This is a genomic window from Algoriphagus sp. (assembly GCF_030694375.1).
GTDB lineage: Bacteria > Bacteroidota > Bacteroidia > Cytophagales > Cyclobacteriaceae > Algoriphagus.
In genome coordinates, this window is the sequence record NZ_JAUXYL010000049.1 from 179,885 (window position 1) to 196,011 (window position 16,127).

11 protein-coding genes are annotated in these 16,127 nt (G+C 42.9%); 3 read left to right on the plus strand and 8 right to left on the minus strand.

What is annotated here, in order from left to right:
* Nucleotides 1-6 precede the first annotated feature (6 nt).
* Nucleotides 7-3,240: a type I restriction-modification system endonuclease gene (gene hsdR, locus Q8M62_RS20975; RefSeq protein ID WP_304900177.1), complete on the minus strand. Its 3,234-nt coding sequence runs from the start codon at nucleotides 3,238-3,240 to the stop codon at nucleotides 7-9.
* Between the two features lie 406 nt (nucleotides 3,241-3,646).
* Here hsdR and Q8M62_RS20980 point away from each other — a divergent pair, with 406 nt between their 5' ends.
* Both Q8M62_RS20980 and Q8M62_RS20985 read left to right on the plus strand, forming a co-directional pair.
* On the plus strand, nucleotides 3,647-4,309 hold the full coding sequence (locus Q8M62_RS20980; RefSeq protein ID WP_304900178.1) for a DUF6266 family protein: 663 nt from the start codon (nucleotides 3,647-3,649) through the stop codon (nucleotides 4,307-4,309).
* A gap of 151 nt (nucleotides 4,310-4,460) precedes the next feature.
* Nucleotides 4,461-5,336: a sulfite exporter TauE/SafE family protein gene (locus Q8M62_RS20985; protein WP_304900179.1), complete on the plus strand. Its 876-nt coding sequence runs from the start codon at nucleotides 4,461-4,463 to the stop codon at nucleotides 5,334-5,336.
* A 42-nt stretch (nucleotides 5,337-5,378) separates the two neighbouring features.
* Here the strand turns inward: Q8M62_RS20985 and Q8M62_RS20990 are convergent, their stop codons facing one another.
* Both Q8M62_RS20990 and Q8M62_RS20995 read right to left on the minus strand, forming a co-directional pair.
* Entirely contained in the window at nucleotides 5,379-5,765 is a 387-nt protein-coding gene (locus Q8M62_RS20990) for a hypothetical protein (protein ID WP_304900180.1), read from the minus strand.
* A gap of 212 nt (nucleotides 5,766-5,977) precedes the next feature.
* Nucleotides 5,978-8,524 (minus strand): TonB-dependent receptor, encoded by a 2,547-nt coding sequence (locus Q8M62_RS20995; protein ID WP_304900181.1) that lies wholly within the window; start codon nucleotides 8,522-8,524, stop codon nucleotides 5,978-5,980.
* A 206-nt stretch (nucleotides 8,525-8,730) separates the two neighbouring features.
* Between Q8M62_RS20995 and Q8M62_RS21000 the strand changes: the two genes are divergently transcribed.
* Entirely contained in the window at nucleotides 8,731-9,144 is a 414-nt protein-coding gene (locus tag Q8M62_RS21000) for an Rrf2 family transcriptional regulator (RefSeq protein WP_304900182.1), read from the plus strand.
* Nucleotides 9,145-9,332: 188 nt separating this feature from the next.
* Here Q8M62_RS21000 and Q8M62_RS21005 read toward each other — a convergent pair whose 3' ends face one another.
* From Q8M62_RS21005 to Q8M62_RS21025, 5 genes are all read right to left on the minus strand, one after another.
* Nucleotides 9,333-10,610: a hemolysin family protein gene (locus tag Q8M62_RS21005; protein WP_304900183.1), complete on the minus strand. Its 1,278-nt coding sequence runs from the start codon at nucleotides 10,608-10,610 to the stop codon at nucleotides 9,333-9,335.
* A gap of 352 nt (nucleotides 10,611-10,962) precedes the next feature.
* Nucleotides 10,963-11,778 carry a peptidylprolyl isomerase gene (locus tag Q8M62_RS21010; RefSeq protein ID WP_304900184.1) on the minus strand — a complete coding sequence of 272 codons (816 nt, stop codon included), beginning with the start codon at nucleotides 11,776-11,778 and terminating at the stop codon, nucleotides 10,963-10,965.
* Between the two features lie 60 nt (nucleotides 11,779-11,838).
* Nucleotides 11,839-12,264 carry a c-type cytochrome gene (locus Q8M62_RS21015; protein ID WP_304900185.1) on the minus strand — a complete coding sequence of 142 codons (426 nt, stop codon included), beginning with the start codon at nucleotides 12,262-12,264 and terminating at the stop codon, nucleotides 11,839-11,841.
* Between the two features lie 156 nt (nucleotides 12,265-12,420).
* On the minus strand, nucleotides 12,421-13,095 hold the full coding sequence (locus Q8M62_RS21020; protein ID WP_304900186.1) for a hypothetical protein: 675 nt from the start codon (nucleotides 13,093-13,095) through the stop codon (nucleotides 12,421-12,423).
* 178 nt (nucleotides 13,096-13,273) lie between these two features.
* Nucleotides 13,274-15,934 (minus strand): HEAT repeat domain-containing protein, encoded by a 2,661-nt coding sequence (locus Q8M62_RS21025; protein WP_304900187.1) that lies wholly within the window; start codon nucleotides 15,932-15,934, stop codon nucleotides 13,274-13,276.
* Nucleotides 15,935-16,127 lie beyond the last annotated feature (193 nt).

Genomic DNA, 16,127 nt, shown 5'->3' on the forward strand with positions numbered 1-16,127 from the left:
AATTTATTAGGCGTAAAGGTTTTGGTTGAGTTGGGCGATCACCTGCTCCAACTGATCCTCAAATAATTTATTCAATCGCTCAAATCCCCCTGCTTCATTGAAAGGCGGGGCATCCAAGTCTTCTATTCTCAAAATCGATTCTTTCAGCAATTGCAGTTCGAAGCGGTCGATCCATTTCAGCTGAATCTTGTTCCAAAGCTTCATGGAGCGAATCGAATTCACAGCTCGCTTGATCCGATCTTCATGGCTTACCAGCGAACTCCCCAGAGAAAGCGTGCGGATAAAGGAAATGATATCCGCGGCGATATCTTCGTTTTTGGCTTCTTTCCAGGCAATTTTCAGCTTTTGGGTGCTATAGCCTTCCTGATCGAGTGCAAGAAGCAATTCTTTCAAAGACTTCCGATCGAGCTCTGCCGGTCGGCTTGTCACGATTTTCAGCGCTTCGATACGGTTTTGGTTTTCCTGAATGAACCGCGCGAAGTTATCCAAATAATCCGCTGGTTTTTGAGCTTTTCCATAGCCCCGCTCGATTCCGAGGAGTGTATCTTCATGCTCCGAGACCAAGGTTGCTATAGGTAAGGGTTTTAGCTCATCCAAAAATTTCCACAGGCTGGTCAATGATTTTACTTTTTCGACGGATTGGCTTGGATGATTTGATTTTAGACTTTGGACCAATGATTCAGGATCTGCTCCCTTCGAATTGTATCGGAATTGATCTTCTTTTTCGTTGGTGATCAGGTTCTTCTTGCGTTGGATTTTTGCAATGATTTGCTCGATCTGTCTTTTGAGCCGGTCTTCTTTTTCAATTTCATCGAGTTCGGCCACGAGTTGCTGGAAACTGGCCTTGGGATTGGTCACCACAGGTTTCATCTGGGTAAAATCCTCCAAGGTCTCGTAGATCTTGACCGCATCATAGATATGGAAGACTTCTTTGCCGATCTCATCACAGCGACGTGTGGCCCTGCCCAGCATCTGTTCGTAAAGGACGCGGGATTTGATCCTTCTCAGGAATACCAGATTGCAAATTGATGGCACATCGACTCCCGTAGTCAATAGATCCACGGTGACGGCAATGTTTGGGTACTTTTCGTTTTTGAATCGTGCGACTTGCTCTTCGGGATCGTAAGATTTGCCTGTGATTTTTTGGATGGCATTGTCCGCCACTTCCACACCAATCGCCTCAAATTCCTCTTTGAGGTACTGAACCACACTATCTGCATGTTCATCTGTCGCCGCAAAGATCAGCGTCTTTTCATCTCCGTCAGGATCGAGCTCCGTGACTAAATGCTGAATGACCGTACGGTTGAAATTTTCAGTAATGACCTGCTTATTGAATCCAGCGATGTCTATTTTGAGTTCGTCCTCCAGTTGTTCCAATTCCAAAATAGAATTGGTTTCCTTGTCATAGACTTTGGGTTTTTCGCCCTTTTCCCATTTGATTCCTTCTTCGCTAAGTTGGGTTTTGATCAGAATGGGAGGATCATGATCGATCAGATATCCGTCGATTACCGCTTCCCGATAGGAATAAGTATAGACCGCGGAACCAAAGATCTCTGTAGTATGAAGGGCAGGAGTTGCGGTCATCCCGATCGCATAGGAATCAAAATAGTCCAGCACCATTCGGTATTTGCTGACATAATCCCGCTGATCCCGGAATTCCAGATCATCCTCATCCAGTTCCCGATCCAGCAAATACCCTCTATGGGCTTCATCCACAATGATGCAATCGTATTGATCGATGGGCGGGATGTCCTCGCCCTCATTGTAGAATATCCGCTTCACCATCCCCTGAACCGTCGCAAACTGGAGTCGCGTATCCAGCTCAGGTGAGACCTGCTTCAATTCCTTGATGTCGTAGATCTCAGCGAAGGTGTTTAACCCGATGATTTTATTGTCTTTGAAGGCATTGATTGCCTGAGTAGCCAAGAGTTTGCGGTCTACCAGAAAAAGGATCCGCTGGAATCTGTTGGATTGGATCAGGCGATAGCAAAGTCCAATGATTGTTCGGGTCTTGCCAGTGCCAGTGGCCATGGTAATCAGAATCCGACGATCTTCAGGCTGTTGGATCAGTTTTTTCTCCACTGCCAAGATCGCTTCCACTTGGTAGTTTCTCAGGCCAAGACCGGTATCCAATTCGAGGAAATTGGTGGATTCAGTTTTGAGTTTGGATTCAGATTCCTCTTTGCTTTTGGAAAAAAGCTTAACCAAACCCTCAGGGCTGTACCAACCTTGAAGCGCTCTTGATCTACCGTGAGGATCGCGCACATCGAGAAACCAAACCCCTGATTTGGTTTTGATTTGCTCTAGGTAAGGGCGGCCATTGGTGGAGAAAAGGAACGGAGCTGAATAGTTTCCCCACTTCCCGAGCAGGACAGCTTCATGGCTGTCCGATAAGCGCTCTGCATATATTTTGGACTGTTGCAGGTCTGTGGAAATGTCAGCAGCGTATTTCTTTGCTTCTACAATCCCATACAGTTCAAAACCAATGAAAAGAGCATAATCAGCCCATTTTTCTCCGCAGGGCCATTCGGCAATTGCCTGATTTTTTCCCCGTTGAGGGAGTGTTTTATTTTTCTTGAAGTTCAGATTATTTGTATCTACTTCCCAACCTGCAAGCTTAAGTTGCTCATCGATCAGCGTTCGGGTTTCAGCTTCCGATAGTTCGATTTTCTTGGCTGCCTGCTGCGATCGGGTTTTAATTTCTTCCTGTTTTTCTACGGGAAGGGGAGAAGTCTCCCGCTGTTCCAAAAGTTGATTGAAGCTGGCTTGCAACTCTGCATACTGCTTTTCCAGTTCATTTAAAGCATGTCGCGCATCCAACTTATCAGGAACTTTGAATCTGACTTGGTTCAGGTCAACATTCTCCTCGGAATAGGATTGGTAAAACCAACGCGCAATTTTGAATGTAGAGAAAAGTAACTCCTCTGCATCCTTAAGCGATCCTTTGTTTTGATGGACAGCAATATTTCCCTTGTGTTTGATGCTGTTTAGCAGATCATTGACTTGGGAGGGAATAATCCTTTCCAATTCAAGAGTTTTGATCCGATTATGAAAGGTGTTATCGTAAGGAAAGTCCAAGTGATGCTCCTCGAATAGGTATTCGGTAACTCGCTCTCCAAACTGCCGGAGCTTAAAAATACAGGTTACCGGATCTTGATGCAGGTTAAATTCTGCTGATTGGCCAATGTTAAAGAGGATTGGAAACTCGGATTCCAAAAACAAAAAATTCGATTGGCTCATTCCTAAGGATTATCAATGGAGGTTGAGGTGAAAACTAAAGATAAGAATTCAATCTTTAAAATATATACTTTAGGTGAATTGGAAAGAAGTAATTCTACTGCCTTCTTTTAACCGATCAAAACCTTCAGAAAAGTCTGAAAATGCTTAGACTACTCCTTTTTCAAATCCATCTTCCTTACTTCAATTCCCCCTCTCCAAGCTAATATTCACTAGGTTGGTATTGAGATTTCAAAAATTAAAACCAAACCAAAACCAATGTAATACTAAATCAAAAGCAAGTATTAATGATCCTATAAATGATTCTTCCTGCCTTATGCTCAGTATTAAATTATTGATAACTAATTGAAAACTTGCTATTTATTCTATGATTTGTTAAACTAGGAAAGACTTTTAACCTTAAGGAACTATGGCTAAAGTAGCGAACACCCTCCTGAATGGAATCCAGGGTACCATGGGAGACATGATTTTTTATCAAATTAATGGGGTTACCTATTCCAGAAGAAGGCCCAACAAGCGAACCAATGCCCAAAAGAAGCGGATGAAAAAATCTCCGCTCAATGAGCGATCGCAGGGGATGTTTGCCATGGTTCAGCATTATCTGAAAACCCTCAGAAGAGCAATTGCATTCGGATACCAAGAGCATACAGTAGGAGCGAGCTTGCCTTACCATGCCTGTGTTTCCTATACCCGTAAAAATTGTTTTGCGCTCGATGGAAAAGAGTACAAGATCGATCCGGCGCTTATCAAAGTGAGTCATGGTTCGCTGATGCCTCCGGAAGATGCCAAAGCCGAAAAAGTAGGAGAGGGGATTCTATTTACTTGGAGAAACAATTCCTGGATTTCCAGCGCCAAGCCTTCAGATCGGGCATTTATCGTAATTCATGATTTGGACAATACCACCATGGAATGGATTGATATAGGAAGTACCAGAGAACACGGGGAGCATCTTTTGAAACTTGATGCTCATTACATCAATAAAACATGGCATGCTTACCTGGCATTCAGTCAGGAAAATCCCTATTCCAAAAAGCGTACGCTGTCGGATTCGGTGTATTTGGGTGTGGTTTAAATTCAGTTATTTTTTGTAATAGTTCATCTCTTTTATTTAAGTGTCTAGAGCGTGGTTTTCATGTTTAGATTTATTAATCCTATAAAAATGGTAGGAAATGTAGATTAAGTTTTATTTTTGGGGCGAAATATGCTCTCGACCTATTAGATTCATGCAAAAACTTATTCTACGACTCAGAAATGAGCCTTTTTGGACCATGTTCTTTGCGTTTGCCGCAATGATTTTTTTTCTGATGGTCACCCAGACGCTCACCCAGTCGATCAAAAGCTGGGAGTTGGATACTGAAATGTTCCTTTGGTTTTTGCTCGTGGGATTTGTTGCACAAAGTATCGATGGGGCTTTGGGGATGGCGTATGGAGTGAGTTGTAATTCGATCCTGTTGGGGATTGGGATACCGCCAGCTGCTGCCTCGGCTTGGGTACATTTTGCACAGGTTTTTACGAGTTTGGCTTCTGGAATTTCTCATTGGAAAATGGGAAATGTGGATTGGAAACTTGCCAAGAAACTCTTGATTCCCGGAGTTATTGGATCGATGATTGGCGCATTTCTATTGTCCAATGTCGATGGAGACATGGTCAAGCCAGTTATTGCCGTTTACCTTTTGGTAATGGGTTTTGTGATTTTGCGAAAAGCCAGAAAAAGTCATCATGCATCCAAATTCAATCGGGAGAGCAGAAGCCTTCCGGTATTGGCTACCACAGGAGGCTTTGCGGATGCTATCGGTGGGGGAGGTTGGGGTCCGATTGTCAACAGTACATTATTAAGCAAAGGGAAAATTGCCCGCTACGCCATCGGAACTGGTAATTTTGTAGAGTTTTTTGTGTCTTTAGCCAGTGCTTCCACTTTTCTGTTTTTTGTCAAAGAACTCAGTTTGGCTCCGGTGCTGGGATTGATTTTGGGTGGGATCATTGCAGCACCATTTGCGGCTTACATTTGTAAGTTGATCAAGCCGAAATATTTAATGGTAGCAGTGGGGATTCTGATCATTATTTTGAGTATTCGGACATTTTATTTGGCCATTTTTTAATCACCTTTTATCCTGATTATTTCTTTTTTGGTTTATATAGAATCAATTTGTTTTCCTGTGAAATTTATACCCAAATCCGATTGATCCTATCCACTCATCCGCTGTATCTCGGTGGAAAAAAGGGGCGATAAATACAAAGTTTTTGTAATCAATTCGAGGCGACACGCCGAGTCTAGCTCCTAGTTTACCATCGAGGGAATACAGTGAAGGTAAAGCACCAACTCCGATTTTGAGATCTTTGGAAAGCGTAAGAAACAAGGCCGGGCCGCCCACATTGACTGAATAAAAGTTATTCCCAAAGGATACTCCAAGCATCCCTTCAAGTCCAACCTGCCATCTTTCATTGTCATTAGAGACTTTACCCTGTGCAAATCCAGTTTGATAAAAACAAAATACAAACAGCACAATTAAGATCTTTCGAAGTTTCATTTTTTAACGGTTTAAGTTTTTGTGATTTTCAAACAAAACAAATTTTAGAAAATTGATAATAGTTCTTCCGGAATTTTTAGAAGAATTTAATTGTGAATTGTTCAAAATGATGAGCATTTGTCAAATGTATCGGGAGATTTTTTTTGGCAAGAAAAAAAGCCGAACTGTAATCAGTCCGGTTTTTACATTAACAATAAAACCCAAATTCACTTTTAGAATGCATACTTAAGTGTCACACCATGGGTAGCAGGATCGCCCAAAACAGCAGCATAATGACCTGCGTTGCCGGCAGCCGGTAGAAGTTGTTCGTAATAATCATTGTTTAGGAGATTTCTAGCCCAGATAAATGCCGAAAAACCTTCTTTAACTCTGTAGCCTATCCTTGCATTGACCAGGGCATAACCATCCACATTTAAGAATAAGGAAGGAGAGGGGCTGGAGGAAAATTCCGATCGGAAGAAAACATCTGATCCAAAGAAAAAGCTTCCTGCAGTACCGAAAAATTTGGCTGATTTCGAATATTCTCCTCCAATGGATCCCGCCCATTTGGAAACGCCAGGCAATCTTCCTCCTGAAATATCCTTGAAGGCCGATTCACCGCCAGTTTCTTCCAGAGGTACAGGCGCATTGGGGAATGAAACATAAATGGCATCAGTGTAGGCTATTGCACCGGTTAATGAGAATTGGGAACTGAGTCGCATGCTTCCATCCAATTCAAATCCGAGAACTCTGACTTTTTCCGCATTGGCCAGATAGCCTCGGTTGACACCCACTTCGGCTGTTTGAACCAACGTTTGGTAATTCTCAATATTGGTATTGTGGAAGACAAAATTCAAGATAGAACTTTTAGTTGGGCTGGTCTTTACACCCACTTCGTAATGAACCACATATTCTGGTTTCACCTCTGCCAATTCCAACAAAGGTTGTCCTGATACTGCTGGGAGTCCTCCCAAATTGATTCCTACCGGTTTGTAACTGGTAGAAAAAGTACCGAAAGCATTCACTTTATCACTGAATTGATAGGCAATCGTAGCCTGTCCAGACCAGTTTTGATCTTCCACACTGGCTGCAAAGCTTTGGGAAGAATACACCGAATTTTTGATCGCTAACAAGGCCGGATCTGTAGTTTCTAATCCCCCGTAAGTTACCCGATCATAGTCCACATCTTTTTTGTCATAGTTGAATCTGATGCCTGGAAGGAAATGCAGTTTTTCTGTAATAGTCCAATCCAATTGACCAAAGACCGCGGCACCGACAGATTCAAGCGAGGAGGTAGTTCGGATCCCGTAGCCATCCAGCAGACCCGGTGTAGCCCAAAGCGAACTGGTTGAACTTTGAGAAAATCGCCATTGGGCAGCCCCGGATTCTTCGGTATGGAAAGGCGTGGTTTTCAGGTTTTGACTGAGGTAATAGACACCGAATACTCCACTGAGTTTTTTGGAAAGATCTCCAGCGTATCTGATTTCCTGGGAAAATTGCTCATGTCTGGACGGTGCTTGGGAAAGTGTCAAGACTGGTAAACCGGTAAAGTCACGGTCATTGGATGGCTCCCAGTTCCAATATCTCCAAGCTGTGGTGCTTGTCAATGTTCCTTCTCCCAATTGAATATCTCCATTCAATGAAATCCCGCCCAAATCATTGTTGGAACGCCAAGGGGTATCGTGATCCACTTTTCTGTCAAAAGCATTTCTGGATGGTAGATAATAATTCAGGTCACCAATGATTTGCTCAAATTGACGATAGGCGGGACGTTGGGTTTCCACCACTCCTGCGACAATTTGGGCGTACCCATCGGGACGCTGACTGGTAGCATCAGCCGCCAAAATGATTTCTACCCTGCTGGAAGGATTATAGAGAAGCTGTCCTCTGAAGCCGAAATTATTAAGGTCATTGATAAATTTACCGGTTGAAATATTTTCAATGATTCCGTTTCGCTGGGTTCCTGAAAACGAAGCTCTTCCTGCCACATTTTTGGATAAAGGTCCGGTGATGGAAGCTTTGGCTTGTACAAACCCATAGTTTCCATAGCTCAGTTCGACTGTTCCTCCGGGTGAATAGCTTGGCAGGCGTGTGGTGATATTAAATGCCCCTGCTGTGGTATTTTTTCCGAAAAGTGTTCCCTGCGGGCCTCGTAGTACTTCGATCTGTTCGATATCGATGAAATCCATCGCAGTCACTGCAGGCCTGGCATAATACACTCCATCCACATAGAATCCCACTCCGGGATCAATTCCATCATTTGTCAATCCAAAAGTTGATCCAAGTCCCCGGATGTTTAACGTTGTATTTCTTGGGTTGGAGGAATAAAGTTGAACAGTGGGTACAAGTTCCTTCACTCGGTTTACATTAAATGAACCTGATTCTTCGATTTTTGGTCCACCGACAACTGAAATTGGAATGGGGACTTTTTGTACTTCTTCAGTCCTTCTTCTTGCGGTAATCAAGACTTCGGAGAGTTCTAAGTCTTCTTGTAGGTTGAATTCTAAAGGATCTGAAGGAGCCGCTGCCAGCGCCGTCTGGACTTCCTTAAAGCCTACAAAGTTGATTTGAATGACCACTGGATAGGATTTGGTATATTCTAATATGAAAGTTCCGGTATCATCAGTGACTGAATAGATATTTGTTCCTCTGAGTACGACTGTAGCTCCTGCTAGCGGTTCTCCAGAACTGTCGTTTATTTTCCCTTTGATTTGGGATTGTGAGAAGACACTATTTCCAAAGAGGGAAAATGATAGTGAAAGAAATAGAAGCGCTTTCATAATTAGGTTTAGGCTTGAGATAAAACACATTAATTAGATAAATCCTATAGAATAGGTATGAATTAAAACAAATGTAATTCAGCATTTCAAAAAGAAATAATAAAGTCTGTTATTTTTTTGAAATCAGTTTTTAAGCTGCGTATAAACCTTGCTTTTTGATTCTCAAATGCTGGTTTTTTGTACTTTCAGGCATAGATTTACATCCGATGTTATCCAAAAGAGCCAAATACGCCATCAAAACCATTCTTTTCTTACAAGATCATCCAGAGCTGGTTCCAGCCTCGGCCAAATTAATTTCAGAACGGGAAACTATCCCTTATAAATTTCTGGAAAATATTCTGCGTGATCTCAAAACTCATCAATTGGTCAAAAGTGTGCGAGGGGCAGAGGGTGGATATGCATTGGCAAAAGATCCTTCGATGATCAGTATTGCTCAGGTCATGCGTGCGATGGATGGTCCGATTGCATTGATTCCATGTATTTCGGAGCGGTTCTATGAATCTTGCCCCGAATGTACGGATGAGGAAACCTGCCGAATCCGAAAACTTTTTGCTGAAGTGAGGTCAGAGATGGTTCCGATATTGGAGCGTCCGATTACTACTTTGGCTAAATCAAAATAGCTAAAGAATAAAAAAACAGGATAAAAACGGCACTTTTTATGGAAAATGAAATTTTGAAATAGGTGAGTGAGTATTCTTTCCTGAGCTTGAAGATGGTTCAAATTTGCGTGAAGCCGATTACTCCTTTGGCAGAAAAGTATTAAAGTTAAATCCTTTACTGCTATCCGGGTTAGTTAGGATGAATAATTTTATACTTCCAACCTCGTCACCAGGATTTTATCGATCCGTTGCCCGTCCTTATCTACCACTTCCAATTGGAGGTTTTCAATAAGTACCTTATCTCCCACCTCAGGAATACTGGCCGACTTGTGAATCATCAGCCCAGCAACGGTAGTAAATCCTTTGGTCTTTAACTGGATATTCAAGTCAAAGTATTTTACAAAATCTATAATGGCATACTGTCCGTCTACCAGCCAACTATTTTCACCCCTTGGGGTGATCTGATATTCCTCTTGATCGGATTCACTTGCATCACCTACCAATGCGTCCAGCACATCATCCATGGAGACGATGCCCATGGTACTCCCGTATTCGTCGATCACGATGCCATAATGCATTCGTTCCTTTTTAAATAGCTCCATCACCTGATAGGCAAATGAATTTTCGTTGATAAACAGGGGTTTTCGCGAGACTTTACGAATGTCAAAATCCCGCTCCAGCCCCGGGGCAAAAAGGTCTTTGACAAGGACCATTCCCACGATGTTGTCCAGATCATTGTTTTGGCAGACAGGATAGGCGGAATGCTTCTCAGTGTTGATTTTCACTCGGATTTCATCCCAACTTTCAGTCAGATTAAAGTAAACCAATTCGGTTCGATGGGTGAAAAGCGTATTAATTCTACGATCTCCAAGCTCAAAAACCCGCTCCACAATATCCTGCTCGATGTCTGTGATCTCTCCGCCTTCTGCACTTTCTTTAATGATCGCTTTGATTTCTTCTTCGGAAACTTTGGATTCTGAAGTGTGCTTGATGCCAAAAATGGTGAGTAAAAAATCATTGGAAATTGAAAGTAGCCATACAAATGGTGCCGTGACTCTGGAAAGTAGGAGCATGGGTTTGGCTACCACCATAGCGATTGATTCCGGAAAAGCCATTCCCAGTCGCTTTGGAAATAATTCACCCAAGACAATGGAAAGATAGGTGACCAAAAGGACGACAAGTGCCGTGGCGACCGGTTTTGAATAAGGCGCTAAAATTTCAACATTTGACAGAGCGATTGCAAGATCTGTGGTCAGGTTTTGTCCGGAATAGACCCCAAGCAATATGCCGATCAGGGTGATTCCAATTTGGACAGTAGAAAGGAATTTTGTCGGATTTTCTGCCAATTCCAAGGCGGTCTTGGCAGTAGAGCTGCCACGACGCTTGGCATTTTCCAGTTTGAATTTTCGGGATGAAACTAGCGAAAGCTCAGACATTGCAAAAAATCCGTTGAGCAGGACAAGCAGCAGTATGATGATGAATTCCACTGGTATAGGTGATTTGTATGTATTAAATTTTCACTAAAATAAAGATTTGCAAAAGCATGATTCATATTTCCCTGATCCGGGAAAATGAAAAAAGGACAGTTAGATGCTGTCCTTTCTGTATGAAATTGTTGGTTTTCAGTTCTCCGGGTTTTGGTTAATCCCTTTTTTTACTTTCCTTTTTTGCTGCTTTGTCGGCACGCTTTTCTTTTAACGTTTTGGTGGCTTTAGATTTGTCGTCTTTCTTTTTGCCTTCTGGTTGCTTTGCCATGTGAATGTACGTTTACAGTGATGTTGTGATTTTCAACTTTCAGGAAGTTAGGCAATAGTTAAACTCAATTTCAAAATCATGTATTTATTTTTTTGTCAGGAGGCGCATACTGAGAATCCGTACTTCGGTGATCGGCCGATCCTGTCTGTTAGTCTCTACGGCTGCAATTGCATCGACCACTTCCAAGCCTGAAATGACCTCTCCAAACACAGTATAATTTTGATCCAGATGCGGCGTGCCGCCGATACTTTTGTAGACTTCTCGCTGAGACTCGGAGATTTGATACTTTTCATAATTCTGGTAGTTTGCCAAAATTCCATTTAACCGGGTATTGAGCCCTTGCACCAAAGCAGTGTCTTTGTCAACCCGGGCCTTTTCTAAAGAATCGATTAGGGGCCTGTTGGCTGGATCATTGATCCCATAATGACGGGCAAGCATTTGGTTGATCCGGCCTTCATTGTGAGAGAGGAGACTGTCATTTTGGACTTTACCCTGCACGATGTAAAACTGCGTGCTACTGGATGCCCGCTGGGGATTGTTTGTCCGGGCGGCTGCCAAGGCACCTTTTTTATGGAAAAGTTCGGGAACAATCTCTGCCGGAATCTGATAGGGGAGATCACTGCTGCCCAATCTGGCTACCGAATCTGCATATTTGCTTTGAACATCCCCTCCCTGAATCATAAAGCCCTTGATCACCCGATGGAAAAGTAAACTATCGTAGGTTCCGGCTTCCACGAGTTTGATGAAATTGTCCCGATGAAGGGGTGTTTGGTCCGAGAGCTGAAGGATAATCGTTCCATAATTGGTTACTAATTCGATTTGTACGGGACTTTGATTTTTAGGTCCTGTAAATCCAAGAAAAAGAAAAATAGGAAGGATAAAGGTGAATAATTTTGGCATTGATACGCTGTTTTATCGGGATGAATTAAAGTCTAAAATTCGGCAATTTTTGAGTTTTGATTAGGATTTACTTTTCTCAAGTGAAAGAATATAAGTAACCATAATTTTCGCATCCTCCAGTGATAATTTGGGATGGGGGCTCATGACGGGATAGCCCCAAGTGCCCGAACCTCCCGAAATGATCTTTCTAGCCAAAAGATCAATATAAGCTTGCTGCATGGGGTAGCGCCTGGCAATATCAGCGAATGAGGGACCTTTGAATTTGCCTTCTTCTTTATGACAATGGTAGCAATCCGAATAGGCAACAAGGACTTCTCCTTTCTTGATAATTTCGGGTTCGATAATTTCATCTTCGCCCGGAACCACAAAGAATTCCTTGGCTTTAGGTTTGGAATTTTGTTCTAATTCTAATTCCGAACTTTTTGAATTGCAAGAAAAAATCAGGAGGAGCAAAAGGATTTTCACCAAATAAGTTTTGGGCTTCATTCCGTTAAAATGTGTTTTTTTCTTTGATGAAGAAAGGAATTTGAAATGATCAAAGCGTAAAACAAAACTAACCTACGCCGAGCGGCTTGCCCGCAGTGTAGGAAAGTCTAGGTGAAACCTAATAAGATTTGGCTCCGAACAGAATGGCAATGAAGACTAACTCATCAGTCGATCCAAAAACTCTTTCCATGCCGCATTTTCCATCAGAACGAGAATTAGGGCAATACCCAAAAAAATCAAACCTGATCCGATTTTAGTAGCTAGATGAATTTTTTTCTGACTCTTAAGATCAAAAACACCCATCACCAGCACGAGTAAAATCCAAAATGGGACTGATAAGTATTCATTGAGGTTTAATCCTAAAATAATTCTTCCCAAGGCAGGAAAAACAGCTGCAAGACTCGCAAAAGTCATATACCTCTTATGAAATTCCGACTGATGACGATTAATCAATGCCAATGAATAGAGGATGATAAAATTGATTAAGATGAACGTATTAATCGTGCTGAATAGGAATCCATCCGGTCTGCTGTAATGGACCATACTCATCCAGATACCAGTGATTACAATTCCCAATGCAAGAAGAAGGCTGCTTTTTCCAAGCTTTTTATGAAGAGAAATTTTCCTTGATCTGACTAAATTGGATTGGACAACGATCAGAATATACCAAAGAAACATGATCACCCCGTGGATATAAACTAGAGCTGAGGCAGGGGGAAGCGTATCAGGATGAACAAGTGCATTTATTACAAATCCTCCTATGGCAAGGATCAGGATGAATAGATTGAAATAAAAATAAAAGGAAGTGCGGTGGTTCGATAAGTTATTCATAGGCAGTGGTTTGGTCTATGAATTTAAAATTTTATTCCAAAAATTCATCAATCTCTGAATTCAGAAAAAGTGATTTGACTTCAAACCCCTAAGGGAATAAATTTTTAAAAAATTGGTCAAAACCAAAAAAGCCGGAGTTTTCCCGGCTTTTCGGTTCCTATGAGGTGATCAGCCTGAATTACTTCTGCTGTGCCAAATACGCAACCAAAGAGGCCAACTCCTCATAAGAAAGCGAGTTGGCCAAACCTGCCGGCATCATCGAGTTTTCGAGTTCCTTTCGCTCTTTGATGTTCTTCTTCTCCAGTTTGGTAGCATTGCCTGCAATATCTCGGATAGTCAATTCCTGTGCTGTCTCAGCGGTGACAAAGCCCATGTAGAATTTCCCGTCATTCGTAGTGATTTGGATCGAAGCAAAACCTTGGGAAATCGAAGCGTTTGGTTTTAAAATTGACTCGACAATCTGATCCCGGTTCATGATCGATCCTATCTGCCCCATAAACGGACCTTTCAAGGGCTGACCTTTTTCGATGCTGTGACAGGCAAGACATCCTTGACTGACAAAGAGACTTTTACCTAAAACTGGATCTCCCTTCAAATCGGCAACTGCCAATACCACATCTTCGATGGATGATGCGCCTACTTGGCCTTTTTTATTTTTGATGGATTCTAGGTCTATCCCTGCCTCTTCAATTGCCGGGGCAGCAGTTTCGGTTCCGAGTTCTACGATTCCCAGTCGCAGGCGGTCATTCAGAACCGCAAAGGTTGATTTTTGAGATCCTTCAGCGCTGTTTGCCTGGGCTATCAGGAAGTTTTTGATCCTGTCAGAAGCTTCCCAATTTTCTGCTTTGTAGTAGGGTCCATGTGTATCAGGACGGGTTCCCCACCACCAACTTCCGTCGTAAGGTGCTTCTTTTTGATAAAGCCTGGAAATGGTGCTCAGTATTTCAGCTTTTTTAGCTGAATCATCTGTTTTTTCATAAGCAGCCAGCAGTCCATCCACAGCTTTGGGATCATGCATATAGCGCAAGGCCCAAAGCGCCAATTTGTAATTTTTGGAGTCGATAGCTTTCACCGTAGCATCCACCGCCTTTAACTCTACCAATGCCTTGACAGCCAAATGGGGGAAGATAATTTCCGAATTCGGGGTAGCATGTGGGCCTTCGGTGTCTTTCGAAGGGATTTGAGCAGAAGTCGGAACTGGAAATTCCAGAAGGACTTTGCTGGCTTTAAGATCACCCAGTCTTCCCAAACCAACAATTGCAGCAGCCTGAACTCTCGGATTGGCATCTTGTGCTGCCGCAATGAAAAGGTCTACAGGAACAGCATCAAGACAGCCTTTCCGATCAGCTATAGCTCGAAGTGCAAATTCACGGACTTTATCCTCTTTGGTTAGTTTGATCAATTCGGTAACCCCAGCCGAACAAGTTAATTGGGCGTAGGTGAATATACCAGCTACCCGTGAATCAAGCGGGAGCGAAGTGTCTTGAGCAACTTTAAGTACGGCTTCAGAAGCTTCATCCGTAGATCGGGCTAGTAATTCCTGCTGTGCATCCAGTCGGGTGACAGAGTTTCTCGCTTTTAGCAGTTCGGCTAATTCTTTTACGGATGCATTTTTTAAGTCCGGATAGGCTTCATATGCCCAATTGGTTGGGACCACTCTTACCACATAGCCCTTTTCGGGATTACCCCGGTAGCCAGCACCATCCCAAGCTGCGAGGTACATGGTTCCGGATCCGTCCACATCTACATCAGTGATTTGTGGTAGTCTGATGAAGTTTTCATCGGCCTGAGTAAAACTGGGTCCATCCATTGTTACACGATGAATATACAGTTGACTTTTTCCCCAATCCGCCATCATTGGGACCTGATTGTATTTGTCAGGCCATCGGCTGTCGTCCATGAAATAACTTCCTGTGCCGGAACCTCCACCCACATCCACCAATGCAGGAAGAATTTCGTCCGTGAAATGCTTGAATAAGCTTGGATAGCCGTATTCTCCACTTTGGATATGATGGATAAAACGGATATTCCAACCACCACCGTCATTGGTATTGCCGCGGGTGTAGATGTTCATGAATGGATCAATTGCCACATCGTAAATGTTTCGAGTTCCATGTGTATAGACTTCCATCTCGGTGCCATCCGGTCTTACCCGGACGATTCCACCACCTAGCATGCTGAGTTTGGTTCCTTCGCGATCCGCTGCATCTACAAAGCCAAAATCTCCAACTGCGATATAAATCCAACCGTCGATGCCCATGCGAATGCCATTGGTCGAGTGATCTGTTCCTCGGCTTCGAAGTTGATTTTGAGTACTGATATTGGTAATTAGCGGTTTGGAAGGGCCATCTGCGACACCATCCTTGTCCTTGTCTTCAAATACCACCAAGTCCATTCCCTGTGCCAGGCTATCCGCTCCGAAAACAGTGTGCAGCACAAATACTTGATCCCCCATTGCAATAATCCCGCGAGGGTTATCAACTTTGGCAAATTCAGTATGAGAATCAAGAATGCCATCGTGATTATTATCCACGAGCTTTACGATGCTACCTTTACCGGGAGTTTTCCCCAAAGAGCCGATCATATCTACTCCGACATACACCTCCCCGGTAGCCGCTACAGCCAAGCAGGAAGGACTTGGGACTAGATCCGGTCCGGCAAAATTAGTGAGGATCAATTCGGTGCTGTCTGCACCAAGACTATCGATTTCAATCCCTTCTGTAGAGAAGTATGCGTTTAGCTCTGCCAAATCGAGGGTTTGGGATGGCTTGTATTGATTACAGCCAGCCATCAGGGTTAAAGCTAAAAGGCTTATCAGTGCTTGGGTGATTTTTGACATGTCAAAAACTGGATTTGGTTATTTAGGTTGAATTGATTCAAGTTTTGGACGAAGTTATCGGATTCGGTATGTCGGACTTTCCTGTTTTCAGTCAAAACTTGAGTGTAATCGGTCAGTTTTGGTGGATTAAATTAAAAGATGCCTAATCTGGAGAATCAGATCAAAAAAATCATTCATACATCAGTGAAGAATT

Excerpts from the sequence above, each read along its gene's own strand:
- hsdR (WP_304900177.1), bottom strand. The coding sequence starts at position 3,240 with ATGAGCCAATCGAATTTTTTGTTTTTGGAATCCGAGTTTCCAATCCTC.
- Q8M62_RS20980 (WP_304900178.1), top strand. The coding sequence starts at position 3,647 with ATGGCTAAAGTAGCGAACACCCTCCTGAATGGAATCCAGGGTACCATG.
- Q8M62_RS20985 (WP_304900179.1), top strand. The coding sequence starts at position 4,461 with ATGCAAAAACTTATTCTACGACTCAGAAATGAGCCTTTTTGGACCATG.
- Q8M62_RS20990 (WP_304900180.1), bottom strand. The coding sequence starts at position 5,765 with ATGAAACTTCGAAAGATCTTAATTGTGCTGTTTGTATTTTGTTTTTAT.
- Q8M62_RS20995 (WP_304900181.1), bottom strand. The coding sequence starts at position 8,524 with ATGAAAGCGCTTCTATTTCTTTCACTATCATTTTCCCTCTTTGGAAAT.
- Q8M62_RS21000 (WP_304900182.1), top strand. The coding sequence starts at position 8,731 with ATGTTATCCAAAAGAGCCAAATACGCCATCAAAACCATTCTTTTCTTA.
- Q8M62_RS21010 (WP_304900184.1), bottom strand. The coding sequence starts at position 11,778 with ATGCCAAAATTATTCACCTTTATCCTTCCTATTTTTCTTTTTCTTGGA.
- Q8M62_RS21015 (WP_304900185.1), bottom strand. The coding sequence starts at position 12,264 with ATGAAGCCCAAAACTTATTTGGTGAAAATCCTTTTGCTCCTCCTGATT.
- Q8M62_RS21020 (WP_304900186.1), bottom strand. The coding sequence starts at position 13,095 with ATGAATAACTTATCGAACCACCGCACTTCCTTTTATTTTTATTTCAAT.
- Q8M62_RS21025 (WP_304900187.1), bottom strand. The coding sequence starts at position 15,934 with ATGTCAAAAATCACCCAAGCACTGATAAGCCTTTTAGCTTTAACCCTG.